Origin of the sequence: Microcoleus sp. PH2017_08_TRC_O_A, assembly GCF_020738665.1 — a bacterium.
In the GTDB taxonomy this organism is placed as follows: Bacteria; Cyanobacteriota; Cyanobacteriia; order Cyanobacteriales; family Microcoleaceae; genus Microcoleus.
Map to the genome: position 1 here is coordinate 32592 of NZ_JAEQCE010000032.1, position 16416 is coordinate 49007.

The window sequence follows — 16416 nt, forward strand, 5'->3', positions numbered from 1 at the left end:
GTCTTTCTTTTTTTTAATGATGTTTAAGCAGATTCGTGCTGCATATATAGAACCTATCTTTGACATCCTCCCCGCCTTAGAAGAGCGAGGATTCCCAAGCCTCACGATTTGGGTTTCTGCTTCCTTCCGGATCGGTTTTTCGCACCTGCCTTAACAGATTTACTCTGTTCTGGTCTTACAGTCGCTCCACAGACTGTTACCGCAAGCCCTGCGGCCAGAATATTCTTACTGGCGTTGATGTCTCGGTCATGGTGTGACCCGCAATTAGGACACTTCCACTCCCGAACATTTAACGGCAGTTTTTCAACAATATATCCGCACTCAAAACACCGTTTTGAACTCGGGAACCATCGGTCAATCTTGATTAAAGTGCGACCGTACCAATTGCACTTGTATTCAAGTTGCCTGACCAATTCACCCCAACTTGCGTCGCTGATGGCAAGAGCCAGTTTTCGATTTTTTACCATGTTCTTCACAGCTAAATTTTCTACGGCGATGGTTTGGTTTTCACGCACCAACCGCGTTGTTAACTTGTGAAGATTATCTTTCCTTGCATCGGCAATTTCTTGATGCACTCTCCCTACTTTCAGCCTTGCTTTGTGTCGGTTATTTGACCCCTTCTGTTTTCGACTTAAAGCTTTCTGCGCTCTTCTAAGTTGGCGATATTTTGCCTTAAATCCTTTGGGGTTGACAATTTTTTCGCCTGTGCTCAGTGCCAGCAAACTGGTAATTCCCAAGTCAATACCGATTTGGTTGTCTGACTCGTCGGGTAATGTTTCAATTTCCACATTTACCAACAAAGAAACTGACCACCTACCAGATGGTGCCAGCTTTACCGTAATCGTTGATGGTCGGCAACCGTCCGGTAGTGTTCGACTCCAACGAATAGGTAAGGGGTCAACAGACTTGGCTAAGTAAACTTGTCCGTCCTTGAACTTAAATGCCGACGCAGCAAATTGCGCGCTGCCACCGTTGCGTTTTTTCTTGAAATTGGGATATTTTGCTCGCCCGTCAAAGAAGTTATTGTAAGCAGTTTGCAAATGTCGCAAGCACTGCTGCAACGGTACTGAAGAAACTTCATTTAGGAATTCTAATTCAAGAGTTTTCTTCCAGGAAGTTAGCATACTTGAAGTCTCAGTATATGCTACCCGTTTTTGTTCTTCATACCAAGCTTGAGTCTTTGCAGCTAAGGCACGGTTGTAGACCAAACGAACACAACCTATCGTGCGTCGCAACAGGCTTTCCTGTTCTGGCGTTGGGTAGAATCGATAGCTGAAGGCTTTGAGTGTCATGTTTCCAGTTTCACACCTCAATCGTAAGCTGCCTGTAAAATCTTGTAAAGCCGTCGTAGAACGACGGGTTTTCAACCCAGTTTTCTGATAACAGTCGGTTGGACTGTTATGAGCCTGCTTTCTGCGTTGGCGCAGCCCGTCGGCGGGTAACTAAATCTTTAAAAGACTTACTCAGATCCGACCGAGTTCTATTTTGCTGTTTTCTACCCTTGGATCTGTACGGGATGAACTTTAGCATCCTTGACCAGATGAGGATAAATCCCATTCCCACTAATTTGAACTGTTCTGAGAATGAATTTATTTTTGAGACTGCTTTGTGAGACCCCTCTCCTGATTCTGTGATGTTTCTTATTTAAGTTTGTGATCCTGATAAAATTTTATTGTGATATAAATCATGCGATCGAGTGACGCCGATCGCAAAAAATAAAAAATAAAAAATCCTCCCTCAGGATCGATCTGAGAGTTACGAAGTTTTTGCTCGACTACTCATCGATCGCAAGTTCTAGAAACGCGCTTGCTAGTTCTATTGTTAAATTTATCCGACTTCCCTGCTTACTTATTTTGTGCTTCCTGTTGGGCTCGATCGCTATTTTGGCGATAAAGTACCGTCCGGTTAACAGCCGTTGCAGAGCGGGGATGATTTGGGGATACGGCGGCCATCAAATCCGAAGCTTGCTGCCACTTAGCGGCCACTACTAACCAATTTTCGCGAGATTGAGCGGTTTTGCCCTGGGTGGCTGCTTGCTCTGCCACCCGCACTGCTTGGGAAAAAGAGTCAACAGCAGAATTAGGATTTTCCTTAGAAGTTTTGACAGCAGGTGTTGCTTCTGAGGAACTGGGACTGGCAACTGCTTGGGTGGTGGCGGCTGTGCTGTTTGGCACTGGGGAATTGAGTCCTTTGTAGATGGCGGCCACCGCAACCAGCAACAACACGCTCAAGCTGACGCCGCCGACGATACCGCGCTTAAATTGCCGCGGTTGCTGCATCGATCGAGGAGCAGCGATTCTGGGCAAAGCCCGCTCTTCAGCTTGGCGTTCGTGATGGGCGGCGGCCAAACGCTTGAACAAATTTGGCTTTCTGAGTTTAATTTCTTGGGACCACAGCAATTGATTTTCTGGATCGCGGCTAATTTCTTCGAGCCACAGCAGTTGGTGTTCTCGCACCAGCCGGGTGTTGATGTTGACTCGGCGAATATTGCGGGGCGAGAGATTCTCCAAAATTTCTCGGATGCGATCGACCAAACTAGACTGTTCGAGCAGTTGGGGTGTTGCAGCTTCGCACAGCAGTTGCAGTATCCCAGAAGCAAACACGGCTCTAGCTCTGACACCTACGTGTGCCAGTTTGTCGTTAAGGATTTGAATAATCGATGCAACGGAGCCCTCGCGAGCTTGCCGAGCAATGTCATCTATTTGATTCGCCATAACACTATTTTGACGCTTCGCAATCTGTTAATTTTTAATCCAAAGTCTCGGATCTAATTTTTATCTATACACGTTATCACTGACAGTGCCAGGTTAAAATGAACAGATGCAAATCTTGCATACCGATCCCACTTAACACGATCGCCACAGAATTGAGCGAGACAACAGGAAATAAACTATGGGTAAAGTAATTAGCGGTCAAATTTTTGTTCTAGATGACAACATCGATACAGATCAAATTATCCCAGCCGAATACCTGACCTTGGTTCCCTCGAAGCCGGACGAGTACGAGAAACTAGGCAGTTATGCGATGATTGGGTTGCCCGATCGCTACGGCAAGTTTATGGAAGCCGGCGAAACCAAAACCCGGTATCCGATTATCATTGCGGGCGAAAATTTTGGTTGCGGTTCTTCGCGGGAGCACGCTCCGATCGCTCTGGGGGCTGCGGGCGTCACAGCGGTGGTAGCCTTGTCTTACGCGCGGATTTTCTTTCGCAATTGCTCGGCGACTGGCGAATTGTATCCGATCGAATCGGTCGATCGACTTTGCGACCTATTTGTAACAGGCCAAGAAGTGACGATCGACTTTGCGGGCGATAAAATTATCAACCACACTCAAAATCTCACTTACTCCCTCAAGCCTTTAGGAGATGTCGGGCCGGTGATTGATGCCGGAGGGCTGTTTGCCTACGCACGGCAAACGGGAATGATTGCTGCTCGCTCTTAACTGCTAAGTTAATAGACCTCCTGCGAAAGTCCTCACCTAATCGACAAAACCGATAATTACCAGTATGTCTGGCCAATCTTTTATTATTAGTTAATAATGGCTGAAATGGCGACTGTTAAAGGATCGATAAAATACTTTCGCAGGAGGTCTAATGTAGGGTGCGCCACAAGCACCTTACAAATCATTAGACTTCTTGCAAAAATATTTAGGACGGGCTAGAAGCCCATCCCACAATTTTTTTTTCTTGTGGGATGGGCTTCTAGCCCGTCCCAAAATATGATTAAAAGGACTTTTGCAAGAGGTCTATTAATAGAATATCAAATCGACTCAATAAAATTCAATAAAATCCGCTGGTGAGGAATGCCAAAAGGTCGTACATCTCCAGACTTTTCAGAATAGCATTTACCAGCCCGAATATCCTGCACTGTCAACAACTGCATATCCCAACCCTCGTGCAAAACTAAATCGTTGACATCCGCAGTAAGTTGTGAGTGAAAAACATGGCGCACAATATCTCCTTCGACATCGCGACAGAAAAAAGAGGCACTTGCAGGAACCCAGGAAATTTCCTCTAGTAACTCGCGCAGCAGAGCCACTTCGGCAGTTTCTCCCGGTTCCAAGTGTCCGCCAAACAAAGCCCAATGTCCGGGATACCTGATATGAGGAACATCGTCCCGCAACTGGCAGAGAAATTTGCCGTCTTTGTGTAAAATGGCGATCGCAACGTGAATTTTAGTCATAAGGAAGAAGGAAGAAGGAAGAAGGAAGAGGGAAGAAGGAAGAAGGAAGAGAAAAGAAGGAAGAGGGAAGGGGTGCATCTCAGTTTGGCGTTTGGCAAATATGTGTGTAGGGGCGAAGCATGACCGCAATCAATATGAGATGATAGCTAATAACTTATATGCGGTCATGCTTCGCCCTCTTCTCTTCAAAAGTGAAATGCACCGAGAAGGAAGAAGGAAGAAGGAAGAGGGAAGAATTTTGACTAGAGACGGGTTCACCCAAATTTGTAATAAAAACGAACAAGCTCATAAACAAGCCCAGTCAAAACTTTGTTTCACCCAATCTGTAATATAAACGAAAGAGCTCGTAAACGCGATCGCATTTCATCACCAATAACCAAAGCCAAAGCGCCCAAGCGCAACTACATACCTTGGATTTTCATGAAATACAGGTACTTAATTATTGAAAAAAAATTAGCGTGTAGCTATTTTGCTTTATCAGCCGCTGGAGTGCGGTTTAATTGTTCCATTTCCTCAATATAAACTTCACCTAAATCCTTCCCTGCCAATTCCTTCACGGTGATACTCTTAAAGCGGACTTCTCCCTTGAGCAACACTTCATCGCCAAGCTTGGGCAAAGCTTGCTTAGTTAAAATCCAAATCTTACCAGTACCGTCTTGAATTTGATAAGCCGCATTCCCCACAAACGGAGCGCGATTTTCCACCTTCCCTCGGAGATAAACTTCACCATCAACTTGCCGCTTTTGTTGAATGTCGCCAATGCTAGCAACATTCAAACCGAGATTGAGTTGAGACATGGGTACATTGCCACAACTGAGCAAACCGCTAGTCAGTATTAGCAATAAAGAGCCTATGGAGTATCTTTGAATCCAAACTTGCTGAATTATAGTAGTCATTTGTCAAAGGATTTGATATTTGAGATTGTGAGATACGACTTACTGTAACAGAATCCTCAGAGTCGATCGCGAGTCAGAAATTTCTCGCTTTGTAGTCCTTGACGGCAGTTAAGCTAAAATTTAAACTCGTCAGCCCCTAACCTAGAGTCTACAATGGATGCCAAAACTGCTCAAATACTAGATGGCAAAGCTTTAGCGACAAAGATTCAAAGCGAACTGAGCGAAAAAGTCCGCGCCCTACAACCCCAGATTGGGCGTCCTCCGGGACTTGCGGTGCTGATGGTGGGAGACAACCCAGCCAGCGCGGCTTACGTCCGCAACAAAGAGCGAGCCTGCGCTAAAGTTGGCATAGCTTCCTTTGGCCAGCATTATCCAGCAAACGTGACTCAAGCGGAACTCGAACTTGCAATTCATGCACTCAACGAGGACGATCGAGTAGACGGCATTTTAGTACAACTTCCGCTACCAGAAAACCTAGACGCAATTTCGCTGCTGTACCAAATTGCACCTGACAAAGATGCTGACGGACTTCACCCGGTAAATTTAGGTAGCTTGGTACGGGGTGAGCAAGGTTTGCGGAGTTGTACTCCCGCCGGAGTGATGCGGTTATTGCAGGAATACCAGATTGATTTGAAAGGAAAAAATGCTGTTGTTTTGGGCCGCAGTATTTTGGTGGGTAAACCGATGGCGCTGATGCTGTTAGAAGCCGATTGCACTGTTACTGTAGCTCATTCGCGATCGCAAAACCTAGAATCAATTACCAGCCAAGCCGATATTTTAATTGCCGCCGTCGGCCGCACCGAAATGATTGCAGCTAATATGGTAAAACCGGGAGCAGTAGTAATTGATGTTGGCATTAACCGCGTCGTCAATCCAGATGGTACTAGCCGTTTGGCCGGAGATGTAGATTTTAATGCTGTGAAAACAGTAGCCGGAGCGATTACGCCGGTGCCGGGAGGAATCGGGCCGATGACTGTTGCTATGTTGTTGGAAAATACAGTTTCTAGTTATACGAAAAAGATGGTTTGACGAGCGCGCGAATCATAGCAGAAATGTGCAGTTTTGCCTTGACATGAGATTGCTGTATCCGCTCTTTTGATTGCAGAAGCAGGAGCGGATACAGGAATAAAATCAGAAAATGCTTTCGGTACATCTAACTTGTGAAGAGGGCGAAGCATGACCGCATATAAGTTATTCGTTATAATCTCATATTGACGGAGGTCATGCTTCGCCCCTACAAAAATATTTTCCAAACCCAGATGTACCCAAATGCTTTTTACAAAAATGAGCGGTTCCTACTGAGATAATTCCGGCTAATTTGGGTAATGCCGACTATTTCTTGACAGCAACAACGCGAATTCGGCGATAATCTGCACTCCAATTACCATCGCGGTAAAGAGCGGGCCGCAAACGTTCTTCAACTTGTTTAATTGCGCGCGATCGCACGAACGGCGACAAACCCGACAAAAACCCGCCTGCAAACATCTCGATCCAATTTACCATACCAGCGCTGCCGCCTTCTAGGGGAGTCGGGCGATCGAACAAAACCGCATAACTCACATCAAAACCGTGGTTTTCCAGCAGCAGAGCATACTCGCCGATACTCGGAAAATACCAAGGATTAAGCGATTGGGGCTCCTCGCAGCCAATTTCCGACAAAACATTCAAAAGCGCGCGGGCGATCGCCCCCACATTCCCCTTACCGCCAAACTCAGCCACAAAACGCCCTCCCGGCTTCAGCGCTTTTTCCACGCAAGCGATCGCAGCATCCGGTTGTTTTATCCAGTGCAAAACCGCATTAGAAAACACAGCATCTAACGGCTCTTCCACTTGAAAATTCCTCGCATCCGCCGCCACAAAGTTAATGTGAGGATAATTTGATTTAGCAGTGGAAATCATCGCCAAAGAAGAATCAATACCTTGCACAAAAGCACCACTTTCAGCAATCTTTGCAGTTAACTGTCCCGTACCGCAGCCCAAATCCAGAATTCCTTCTCCCGCCTGCGGAGCCAGTAATTCTAAGAGCGATTCGCCGTATTGCCAAACAAAAGCGTGTTGCTGTTCGTAGAGATCCGTATTCCAAGAATCTTGTGTCATCATAACTACTCTAAACCTTTCTTCTCTCTCTGTGTTCTCTGTGTTCTCTGCGGTTAATAAAAAAATCCTCCTTCACAAAAGCGAGCGAATCATTTGCTAGCGAGTTCCGCGATCGCATTTTCATCAATCCTGCAAACCCTAATATTTTCCAAAATCCGCGCTCCCTGCTTCTCATAAAAAGCAACTCCCGCTGAATTTTTAGCATTAACAGTCCATTCAATTCGCCCGCAATTTGTGGATTCAGCAATTTGTGCCAAATGTTTCAACAAAGCTGTACCCACTCCCATACCGCGCATGGGAGCTTGCACAAATAAATCATCAAGCCACAGACAAGGCTGCGCCAACAAACTTGAATAGGTAGCATAAAACATCGCAAATCCTACAGCAGTGCCTGCAACTTCAGCCAATACTACCCGCACTAGCGGAGACTGACAAAATAACGCTTGTTGCAATTTATCGGCTGTTGCTGCCAACAGATTTTTAGCTCCATCGAACTCGCTTTTTTGCGCGATAAAAGTCAGAATTAGTTCTAAATCTCCAAGTTCTGCTTCTCTGATTTTAATATCCAAATTAACCATTGTTTAATTCTCAATCTCACCTATTAATTACTGTATTAAATGCCATCATCAATGTCCAATATCTTTTTAGCTAATAACTTATACTTTTAAAATATTAATGATTGGGAAGCTATGGAACTGCGACATTTGCGTTACTTTATTGCCGTTGCAGAGGAACTGAATTTCACTCGTGCAGCGGAAAGATTGCACATGGCTCAACCTCCGCTAAGTCAACAAATTCAGCATTTGGAGGCAGAGTTGGGCTTTCAACTTTTTCGTCGCACCAAGCGGACAGTTGTGCTAACGGAAGCCGGACAGGTTTTTTTTGAGGAATCACAGAAAATTCTGCTACAAGTCGATCGCGCTATTCAACTTGGCAAACAAACCAGCCGCGGGGAACTCGGCCAACTCACTGTAGGCTTTGTGAGTTCCGCCGCGCACAATGTAGTTCCAGCCATCTTGCAGGCGTTTCGCACTCGGTGTCCCGCCGTCAAGCTCGAACTGCACGAACTCACAACTAACGAACAATTGCAGCGACTGCGGTTCGGGCGCATTGATATCGGCTTCGTGCGCCCTCCGATCGAGGAAGATGGCATAAATTCCGAAATCGTTTTTCGAGAACCTCTGATCGTGGCGCTGCCAGAAACGCATTATTTAGCCGATCGCGCTGTTGTAGAATTGCGCGAACTTTCTGCCGAACCTTTCATACTATTTCCCCGTTCCCTAGCTCCAGGATTGTACGATCCGATCGTCAGTCTGTGTCTGCAAGAAGGTTTTAGCCCGATCGCCGGTCAAGAAGCGATTCAAATGCAGACAATTATCAGCTTGGTAGCCGCCGAGATGGGGGTGGCGATCGTCCCCGCATCGATGCAAAACTTCCAGCGCACTGGGGTTGTTTACAAACATTTACAAGAACCAAGTCCGATCGTCTCAATTGCTCTAATTTGGCGCGACAATCCCACGCCAGCGGTGCAGCGGTTTTTGCAGACAGCCAGAGACTTGTCAAGTCTTCAATATTAGGGATTAGAGTCGTACCGATCGATCGCCACCGTAAAAGTCGGCGCGATCGACCTCGATCGCCGATCGATTAGTCCCAACCGAAATCTCTCCTAACGCCCGATTTCAACATCTTCAACGATACCAAGTGCGTCAGGTACTAGCACGGCTGCGGAGTAATATGCAGTAACAAGGTAAGACATAATCGCCTTTTCACTAATACCCATAAATCTAACAGATAGGCCTGGTTGGTATTCGTCAGCTATCCCCGTTTGCTGTAAACCGATCACGCCCTGATCTTCCTCACCAGTACGCAGCACAAGAATAGAACTGGTTTGGTTTTTGGTGATGGGTATCTTATTACAAGGAAGAAGAGGTACACCGCGCCAAGCAATAACTTTACTTCCGTCCATGTCGATGTTTTGTGGATAGATACCGAGGCGGTTACACTGGCGACCGAAGGCTGCAATAGTGCGAGGATGAGCTAGGAAGAACTTCGACTTTCTGCGGCGAGTAAGCAATTCATCTAAGTCATCAGGAGTAGGCGCACCAGTGCGGGGGTGAAGACGCTGTTTAAGATCGGCATTGTGCAGTAAACCAAATTCACGGTTATTGATCAATTCATATTCTTGACGTTCCCGTAATGCCTCAATCGTCAGACGTAATTGTTGTTCCATCTGATTCATTGGTTCATTATACAAATCAGCGACGCGAGTATTGATCCTTAACACAGTTTGGGCAATACTTAACTCATATTCGCGGGGAGAAAGTTCGTAGTCAACGAAAGTCCCTGGTAATTGAGTTTCTCCAGTATGTCCTGAAGATAAAGCAATGGTGGCTTCACCCTGCTTATTCTGTGGTAATTGTGCGCGAGTTACGGCTCGATCGATCTGAGTCTGCAAAGCCGCCGACTGGTTCAGAATTTCCCTAAACGCTTGTTGTGGTAAGCTTAATACTGTGCATCGAGTCACAGCTTTAACCGTAAACTTCCAATTGCTTTGAGACGCTACTAAAACCTCATCGCCAAAATGATCCCCATCAGCTAACGCGCCCAATAAAGGTTCTTCTTCATATTTGGGAAGACCAAATTTATTAACTTTACCATGAGCGATCAGGAAAAGCCGATCGACTGGTTGACCTGATTGTACAATAATGTCACCAGAAGCAAACTCCTGTTGTACGAAGCGACTAGCTAAAGCTGTTAAGACTTCAACATCATCAAAACCTCGCAATAAGGGTAATTCGGTCAGTTCTTGAGGAATTACCTCAATATTTGCACCTGTATTGGTGAAAGTAATTCTCCCATCACCCACGGTATAGGTTAAACGACGGTTCACCCGATAATTACCACCTTTTATCTGCACCCATGGCAACATCTTCAACAACCACCGCGAGGTAATTTCCTGCATTTGCGGTGCAGATTTGGTTGTCGTCGCCAAATTACGGGCTGCGGCTGTACCTAAACTCAGTTGAGGTTGCTGACCTTCAACTTCCAAACTCGAATCATTAGAATATGTCATTACCTCATCCTTTACTTACTAACAAAAATACCCGCTCTAATAGGTGAGAGGTTAAGGCAATTGTTTTGTCAATAATTACTAGACATCTCCCATAATTATTGTGGAACAGGCATCTTGCCTGTTCCAGACAAGCTTTTTGAGAGAAGTCTACTGGATTTAACGCTTAAAATAGAGCGTAATTACCGATCGACAAAAATCATTTGCCTTAACCTCTCAGCACCAATAGACCTCTTAGACCTCTCCAAAAAAGCAAGTTTTGAACAGGCAGGATGCCTGTTCCACAATAATTATTGGAAAAGCAAGTTTTGAACAGGCAGGATGCCTGTTCCACAATAATTATTGGAACAATAATTATTGGAAAAGCAAGTTTTGAACAGGCAGGATGCCTGTTCCACAATAAATATGGTCGAGGTCTAATTAACGACCGACTTCTACATCTTCGAGGATGCCGAGGGCGTCAGGAACTAGGACGGCTGCGGAGTAGTAAGCTGTGACGAGATAAGACATAATTGCCTTTTCGCTGATGCCCATGAAGCGGACAGACAAGCTAGGTTGATATTCGTCAGGGATACCAGTTTGATGTAAACCGATAACGCCTTGTTTTTCAAGACCAGTGCGGAGTAAGAGGATAGAACTGGTGCGGGTATTTGTGATGGGGATCTTGTTGCAGGGAAAGATCGGTACACCACGCCAAGCCGGAACTTGGTGGCCGCCCATGTCAATGCTTTGTGGATAAATGCCTATGCGGTTACACTCGCGAGCAAAGGCTGCGATCGTGCGAGGATGAGCCAGGAAGAAGCCTGGGTCTTTCCATACCGTAGCCAGCAATTCGTCCATGTCGTCCGGCGTAGGTGCGCCACTGCTGCTGTAGATGCGTTGTTTGAGGTCAGCGTTATGCAGCAACCCAAATTCGGGGTTGTTGATCATTTCGTGTTCTTGACGTTCCCGTAATGCCTCAACAGTCAGACGCAATTGTTGCTCGGTCTGATTCATTGGTTCATTGTACAGATCGGCTACCCTGGTACTGATCCGCAACACGGTTTGGGCAATGCTCAAATCATATTGGCGGGGTGAGAGATCGTAATCAACGAAAGTACCAGGCAACTCAGTCTCGCCGCGATGACCGGCAGATACATTAATAGCAGCTTCACCTTCAGTAGTTTGTGGCTGGCTGAGGAGGGATCGGAACTTATCGACCTGATTTTGTAAAGCTTCGGACTGGTTAAGGATTTGCTCAAACGCCTGTTGAGGTAATGCTAATACGATACATCTGGTAAGAGCTTTGAGGGTATACTGCCAGGTGTCTTGAGATTCTACTAGAGATTCATCACCGAAACGATCGCCATCAGCGAGTACATCTAAAACAACCTGCTCGTCATACTTGCCAAGACCAATCTTGTTAACTTTACCACGGGCGATCAATAATACTCGATCGGCTGCTTGACCTATTTCAACGATCGTGTCCCCGGCGGCGTACTCTTCCTGCACAAACTGGTTGGCCAACGCAGTTAAAACTTCTGTGTCCTCAAACCCTCTGAGCAATGGCAACTCAGTAAGTTCTTGGGGAATTACTTGTACAGTTGCGCCAGTGTTGGTGAAAGAGACTCTTCCATCACCTACGGTATAACTTAAACGACGGTTAACTCGATATACGCCACCCTTTGTTTGCACCCACGGCAACAGTTTCAACAACCACCGTGAGGTAATTTCCTGCATCTGCGGTGCAGATTTGGTGGTCGTCGCCAAATTACGGGCTGCTGCTGTACTTAAACTCAACTGAGGTTGTTGATTCTCAACATCTGAACCCGAATCATTGGAATAGGTCATAACTTAATTCTTCACTTTCTAGTTACTCAAAAAACAACTTGGTTTTACTTCACCGAAGGGCGATCGAGAAAAACCTAAGTTAGCAAGACAGATTATCTTGTAAAAAGAGACAATCAAATCGTATCTTTGACAAAAAGATACAATTCGATTCAAATTTACCGATTATTGGCCAAAAAACTGCTTGCACCGACCAAAGATTTGATGTGTGCTGCCGAAGTGCCAAACCCTGTGGGCCCGTTGAGCAGTCGCACTATTGGCGAAGCACTATTACGCAATTCAAACTCTTTATAGCGGTCTACTTTCGTATGCCACTTGAGTACGCCACACATCCATTGTTCTAGTTTCTCGACATATGCAAGCAGTTTCTCGCGAGTGCTTTCATCCAGGTTGAAATCCTCAAAAAGGGCTGGCAGTTCGGTGGCGACAATGTGTTGAAACTGTTGCGCCCGCGCGGTCATCAGATTGTTCACAATCTCGACAGCCTGGATTATATCGCAGTTGAGGAAATTCTGCACAACCAGTACGATATTATGGATTTCCCCTTCAAATTCGATTTCTTTCTGGTAGGAGAAGATATCGTTAGTGAAACAGGCAAAGTCGGCCGCGGAATTTTCCAGCGATCGCATTGGCCGGCTGTAGTAAATCTCCATTGGTATCTCGCCGCCCTGGGCTAGTCGAGACAAGCTCATTGTCAAATCCGAACCAAACGTCTTACGGCGCATTTCAATATAGTCGATCGGGTCTGGAATCCGATTTTGAGTTTGATTGGCAAGTTCCCACACCCAACTGTCAGTCATATCCTGGATCGCACGGCGGAACTCAGTCCGCGCATTAGCAGACATCGGGCCAGCAGTTCGAGACCAAATATCTGCCAAGCCACGTTCCACCGGATTAGTCGGCACCGCTGGGGGGGTGGAGTCGTCGAGAGGCATAAACGCCGACAGTCGGGCGTTGAACACTTTCGCGCCAGCCATGTCGCGGTTATTCCCGTAGAGTGCTGGGAAGTAATCATCGGCATAGGTTCCCCAAACCAGCCAGCAAGCTGTTAAATTTAGCTCATGCTCAGACCCATTCGGATGTATCCACGCACCGCATAGGGCTACATCAGCAACATCAAACTTGTGGTCATTCCAGATGAAAGCATCAGGAATGCCAGGTAGTGAGTCCAGCATCCCCATCCGGCGCGCCCATTCCTGAGAATGATTCCGCGCGGCATCCAGATTGGGATTCAAAGTAGTAGAGAAGGGCATATAAAAATTGGGCAATTTCACTGGCCCTACAGCCTGGTAGGGAACGTGAGTAAAGCTCTTGAACCTTCCTAAACCCAAGTTGGCGTATAACGACTCAAGCCGCGCCGCCGATGTGCCTAGTCCAGTAGGCCCACCCAGAATCGTAGGTGTGGCAGAATTATCCGCTTCCTGTTTGTTCATATAGCGGCTCGATCGCATATGCCACTCGTGACCGCCCGACTGCCAGTCCTGAAGTCCTTTGATATAAAGGAGAACATGGGCACGCTCTACTGGATCTACTCCGTACTCCTCAAACAGGGAAGGTAACTCGGTGACAGCAGTATTATCAAACTGATATAACCGTGAGTTCAGCAGTTCATTGGTGAGGTTAGCCGCCTCTTGGGTACTCACATTGAGGAAGCGTTCTAAGACCAATACACAGTTCGAGTTCTCGCCTTCATCTTCTACTTCTCTTTGATAGGAGAATAGGTCGTTGCGTAGATGTACTCCATCGGCAAATGTTTCTTTCAAGACCCGCATTGGTCGAGTTGCGGCAATTTTGGCCGGAACTTCTACAAACGCGGCGTGTTCCACCAGATCCGCAGACCAGGGTGCGCCGCCAACTTTACGCCGCATCTCAATGTATTCGATGGGGTTGGCAATTCGATTTTGGTTGATATTGTCAAGTTCCCACATCGACTCATCCAAGAGGTTTTTGGTACTCTCAAAGAATCGTTGCCGCCATTCCACAGACTTAGTAAAGGCGGTGCGAGACCACAGGTTTGCCAAGCCCCGCTCTACTGGGTTGGTGGGAACGGGAGGGGTGTCGTTAGGGTAGATCGGCATAAATGCTGGCAGTCGATCGAGGTATTCCTTCGCCCCAACCATGTCTTGACTACGCTTGTAGATTTCCAGAAAGTGGTCGTCAAAAAAGAATACCCACACATACCAGTCGGTTACTAAGTCTAGTTCCGTTGCTGGTGCGTCTGGATGGGTATAGGAGCAAAGCAAGGCGTAGTCATGGGCATCGAATTTGCGTTCGTCCCAAATAGGCTGGCCTTGGGCTTCTTCTTTTGAGCCAAGTATCCCCATCTCGTAAGCCCATGCTTTGGAATGAACTCGCGCGGCTTCCAGATTAGGGTTCAGCCGCGCCGGCCAAGGCATATAAAATTCTGGCAATTTAAATGGTTGCATAATCGGCGTGTAACCTTCTGTTGAGTCTTATTGGTATTTTTGCCGACCAACGGCTGAGTTGTGGCGGTTGGCGATCGCTCTCGTCGGCCTAGCCAAGTCCAATATGTGGTTTGTGATTGTACAGTAGGCTAGTTCATATCCACGGTAGCGCTCGACTCAATAAAATTTAACAAAATAGTTTGGTGAAGCAGAGCGATCGATCGCACATCTCTTGACTGCTCAGAAAAGCAGATTCAGTCCCGAATCTGTTCCGGTGTCAACAACTTCATATCCCAACCCTCAAGCAAAACTAAATCCTTGACATCCACACTAATAAGTTTCTGTGCAACAACACCCGTAAAATGATTAAATTGAGTCTCAGATTTCGAGCGATCGCCCCCCTAAAAGTCGGCGCGATCGACCAAAACAACTCACAGTATCCTTTCGTCACATTCAGTACAAGAGAGCAAGGGATGGTATTTGCAGCAACAGAAATGGATTCGTCTCAACCGGAATCCGCTTTCGACTTATCTACTTACCTAGTCGAACAAAAAAAGGCGATCGAGGTAGCTCTCGACGGTGCGATCCAGGTCATCTACCCAGAGAAAATTTACGAAGCCATGCGCTACTCACTGCTAGCAGGGGGCAAACGGCTACGTCCGATCCTGTGTCTGGCTGGGTGCGAAATCGCCGGTGGCACTTCCCAAATGGCAATGCCCACAGCTTGCGCTTTGGAAATGATCCACACCATGTCGCTAATTCACGACGATTTGCCGGCAATGGACAATGATGACTATCGGCGCGGCAAACTGACTAACCACAAAGTCTACGGCGAAGACATCGCAATTTTGGCTGGCGATGGTTTGTTGAGCTATGCCTTTGAATTTATCGCCACTAAAACTGAGAACGTACCCCCCCTACAGGTGTTGCAGACGATCGCCCATTTGGCGCGCGCGTCCGGCGCTGCTGGACTCGTAGGCGGTCAGGTACTTGACCTGGAATCGGAAGGATTGAAAGATGTTTCTATAGAAACTTTGACCTACATTCACGCTCACAAAACCGGCGCGCTGTTAGAAGCCTGCGTGGTTTGTGGGGGAATTCTGGCTGGGGCTTCTGCTGCGGATTTGCAGCGGCTTTCGCGTTTTGCTAAAAATATTGGGCTGGCTTTCCAGATAATTGATGACATTCTGGATATTACTGCTACTCAAGAAGAATTGGGCAAAACCGCTGGCAAAGATGTTCAAGCCGGAAAGGTGACTTATCCGAGTTTGTGGGGAATTGAGGAGTCTCGGCGCCAAGCCAAAGAGCTTGTTGCTGATGCTAAGGCTCAATTGGCAGTGTTTGGAAGTAAAGCCCAGCCTTTATTGGGAATCGCCGATTTTATTACCAGCCGCAGTAACTAGAAATACTAAAGAATATGCAGGAAATTTGCAGCGGCATCTTACACAATCATGTACTGATAGTTGCTTTGATCGCTTGTCTGTCGGCTCAAATCATTAAATTGCCGATCGAATTAATCAAAAATCGTAAGTTTAATCTGCGGTATTTGGTAACAACGGGCGGAATGCCCAGCTCTCACTCATCTTTTGTGGGCGCTTTGGCTGCGGGAGTCGGACAAACGATGGGATGGGAAAGTCCAGAATTTGCGATCGCAGCCATCTTTGCAATTATTGTCATGTACGACGCTGCTGGAGTCCGCCAAGCAGCAGGGAAACAAGCTCAAATCCTCAACCAAATTATCGACGAGTTTTTTGAGGAAGACCACAACTTTAATGAGGCTCGCCTGAAAGAGTTGCTGGGACACACTCCTTTTCAAGTGTTCGTCGGTTTGGGGCTGGGAATCGCGATTTCTTGGATCGCAGGGCCTGCATATTAGTCATTAGTCATTAGTTAACAGTTGACAGTTGACAGTTGACAGTTGACAGTTGACAGTTGACAGT

At 46.7% G+C, this 16416-nt stretch carries 15 protein-coding genes; 6 read left to right on the top strand and 9 right to left on the bottom strand.

Annotation, left to right across the window (positions count from 1 at the left end; all coding sequences use genetic code 11):
* Positions 1-101: 101 nt before the first annotated feature.
* Together JGK22_RS13100 and JGK22_RS13105 are read right to left on the bottom strand one after the other, a co-directional pair.
* Positions 102-1292, bottom strand: coding sequence for an RNA-guided endonuclease TnpB family protein (locus JGK22_RS13100; RefSeq protein WP_293176506.1), 1191 nt, complete (start codon positions 1290-1292; stop codon positions 102-104).
* Between the two features lie 552 nt (positions 1293-1844).
* Positions 1845-2714, bottom strand: coding sequence for a hypothetical protein (locus JGK22_RS13105; protein ID WP_293176508.1), 870 nt, complete (start codon positions 2712-2714; stop codon positions 1845-1847).
* A 178-nt stretch (positions 2715-2892) separates the two neighbouring features.
* Between JGK22_RS13105 and JGK22_RS13110 the strand changes: the two genes are divergently transcribed.
* Entirely contained in the window at positions 2893-3441 is a 549-nt protein-coding gene (locus tag JGK22_RS13110) for a 3-isopropylmalate dehydratase (protein ID WP_293176510.1), read from the top strand.
* 317 nt (positions 3442-3758) lie between these two features.
* On the opposite strand, the gene JGK22_RS13115 is transcribed toward JGK22_RS13110, so the two are convergent.
* Positions 3759-4181 carry an NUDIX hydrolase gene (locus JGK22_RS13115; RefSeq protein ID WP_293176512.1) on the bottom strand — a complete coding sequence of 141 codons (423 nt, stop codon included), beginning with the start codon at positions 4179-4181 and terminating at the stop codon, positions 3759-3761.
* On the opposite strand from JGK22_RS13115, the gene JGK22_RS13120 reads away from it, so the two are divergent.
* Complete coding sequence (locus JGK22_RS13120) at positions 4167-4304, top strand: hypothetical protein (RefSeq protein WP_293189541.1); 138 nt, start codon at positions 4167-4169, stop codon at positions 4302-4304. The two genes, JGK22_RS13115 and JGK22_RS13120, sit on opposite strands and share 15 nt — an antisense overlap.
* 341 nt (positions 4305-4645) lie before the next feature.
* Here JGK22_RS13120 and JGK22_RS13125 read toward each other — a convergent pair whose 3' ends face one another.
* Entirely contained in the window at positions 4646-5077 is a 432-nt protein-coding gene (locus JGK22_RS13125; RefSeq protein WP_293176516.1) for a DNA-binding protein, read from the bottom strand.
* 153 nt (positions 5078-5230) lie between these two features.
* Here JGK22_RS13125 and folD point away from each other — a divergent pair, with 153 nt between their 5' ends.
* Positions 5231-6106: a bifunctional methylenetetrahydrofolate dehydrogenase/methenyltetrahydrofolate cyclohydrolase FolD gene (gene folD, locus JGK22_RS13130; protein WP_293176518.1), complete on the top strand. Its 876-nt coding sequence runs from the start codon at positions 5231-5233 to the stop codon at positions 6104-6106.
* Between the two features lie 303 nt (positions 6107-6409).
* Here the strand turns inward: folD and JGK22_RS13135 are convergent, their stop codons facing one another.
* The gene (locus tag JGK22_RS13135) at positions 6410-7240 is read right to left on the bottom strand and encodes a class I SAM-dependent methyltransferase (RefSeq protein WP_293176546.1); all 831 of its coding nucleotides are present in this window, start codon (positions 7238-7240) and stop codon (positions 6410-6412) included.
* A gap of 23 nt (positions 7241-7263) precedes the next feature.
* Positions 7264-7752, bottom strand: coding sequence for a GNAT family N-acetyltransferase (locus JGK22_RS13140; protein WP_293176520.1), 489 nt, complete (start codon positions 7750-7752; stop codon positions 7264-7266).
* Positions 7753-7863: 111 nt separating this feature from the next.
* On the opposite strand from JGK22_RS13140, the gene JGK22_RS13145 reads away from it, so the two are divergent.
* Positions 7864-8751 (top strand): LysR family transcriptional regulator, encoded by an 888-nt coding sequence (locus JGK22_RS13145; RefSeq protein ID WP_293189543.1) that lies wholly within the window; start codon positions 7864-7866, stop codon positions 8749-8751.
* Between the two features lie 89 nt (positions 8752-8840).
* Here JGK22_RS13145 and JGK22_RS13150 read toward each other — a convergent pair whose 3' ends face one another.
* The 3 genes from JGK22_RS13150 to JGK22_RS13160 form a co-directional block, all read right to left on the bottom strand.
* Positions 8841-10247, bottom strand: coding sequence for a family 2B encapsulin nanocompartment shell protein (locus JGK22_RS13150; protein ID WP_293313005.1), 1407 nt, complete (start codon positions 10245-10247; stop codon positions 8841-8843).
* A 417-nt stretch (positions 10248-10664) separates the two neighbouring features.
* Positions 10665-12074 carry a family 2B encapsulin nanocompartment shell protein gene (locus tag JGK22_RS13155; protein ID WP_293313007.1) on the bottom strand — a complete coding sequence of 470 codons (1410 nt, stop codon included), beginning with the start codon at positions 12072-12074 and terminating at the stop codon, positions 10665-10667.
* 155 nt (positions 12075-12229) lie between these two features.
* Positions 12230-14497, bottom strand: a complete 2268-nt coding sequence (locus tag JGK22_RS13160; protein ID WP_293313008.1) for a family 2 encapsulin nanocompartment cargo protein terpene cyclase — start codon at positions 14495-14497, stop codon at positions 12230-12232.
* Between the two features lie 452 nt (positions 14498-14949).
* Between JGK22_RS13160 and crtE the strand changes: the two genes are divergently transcribed.
* Complete coding sequence (gene crtE / locus JGK22_RS13165; RefSeq protein WP_293176548.1) at positions 14950-15879, top strand: geranylgeranyl diphosphate synthase CrtE; 930 nt, start codon at positions 14950-14952, stop codon at positions 15877-15879.
* Between the two features lie 14 nt (positions 15880-15893).
* Positions 15894-16352: a divergent PAP2 family protein gene (locus JGK22_RS13170; protein ID WP_293176530.1), complete on the top strand. Its 459-nt coding sequence runs from the start codon at positions 15894-15896 to the stop codon at positions 16350-16352.
* Positions 16353-16416 lie beyond the last annotated feature (64 nt).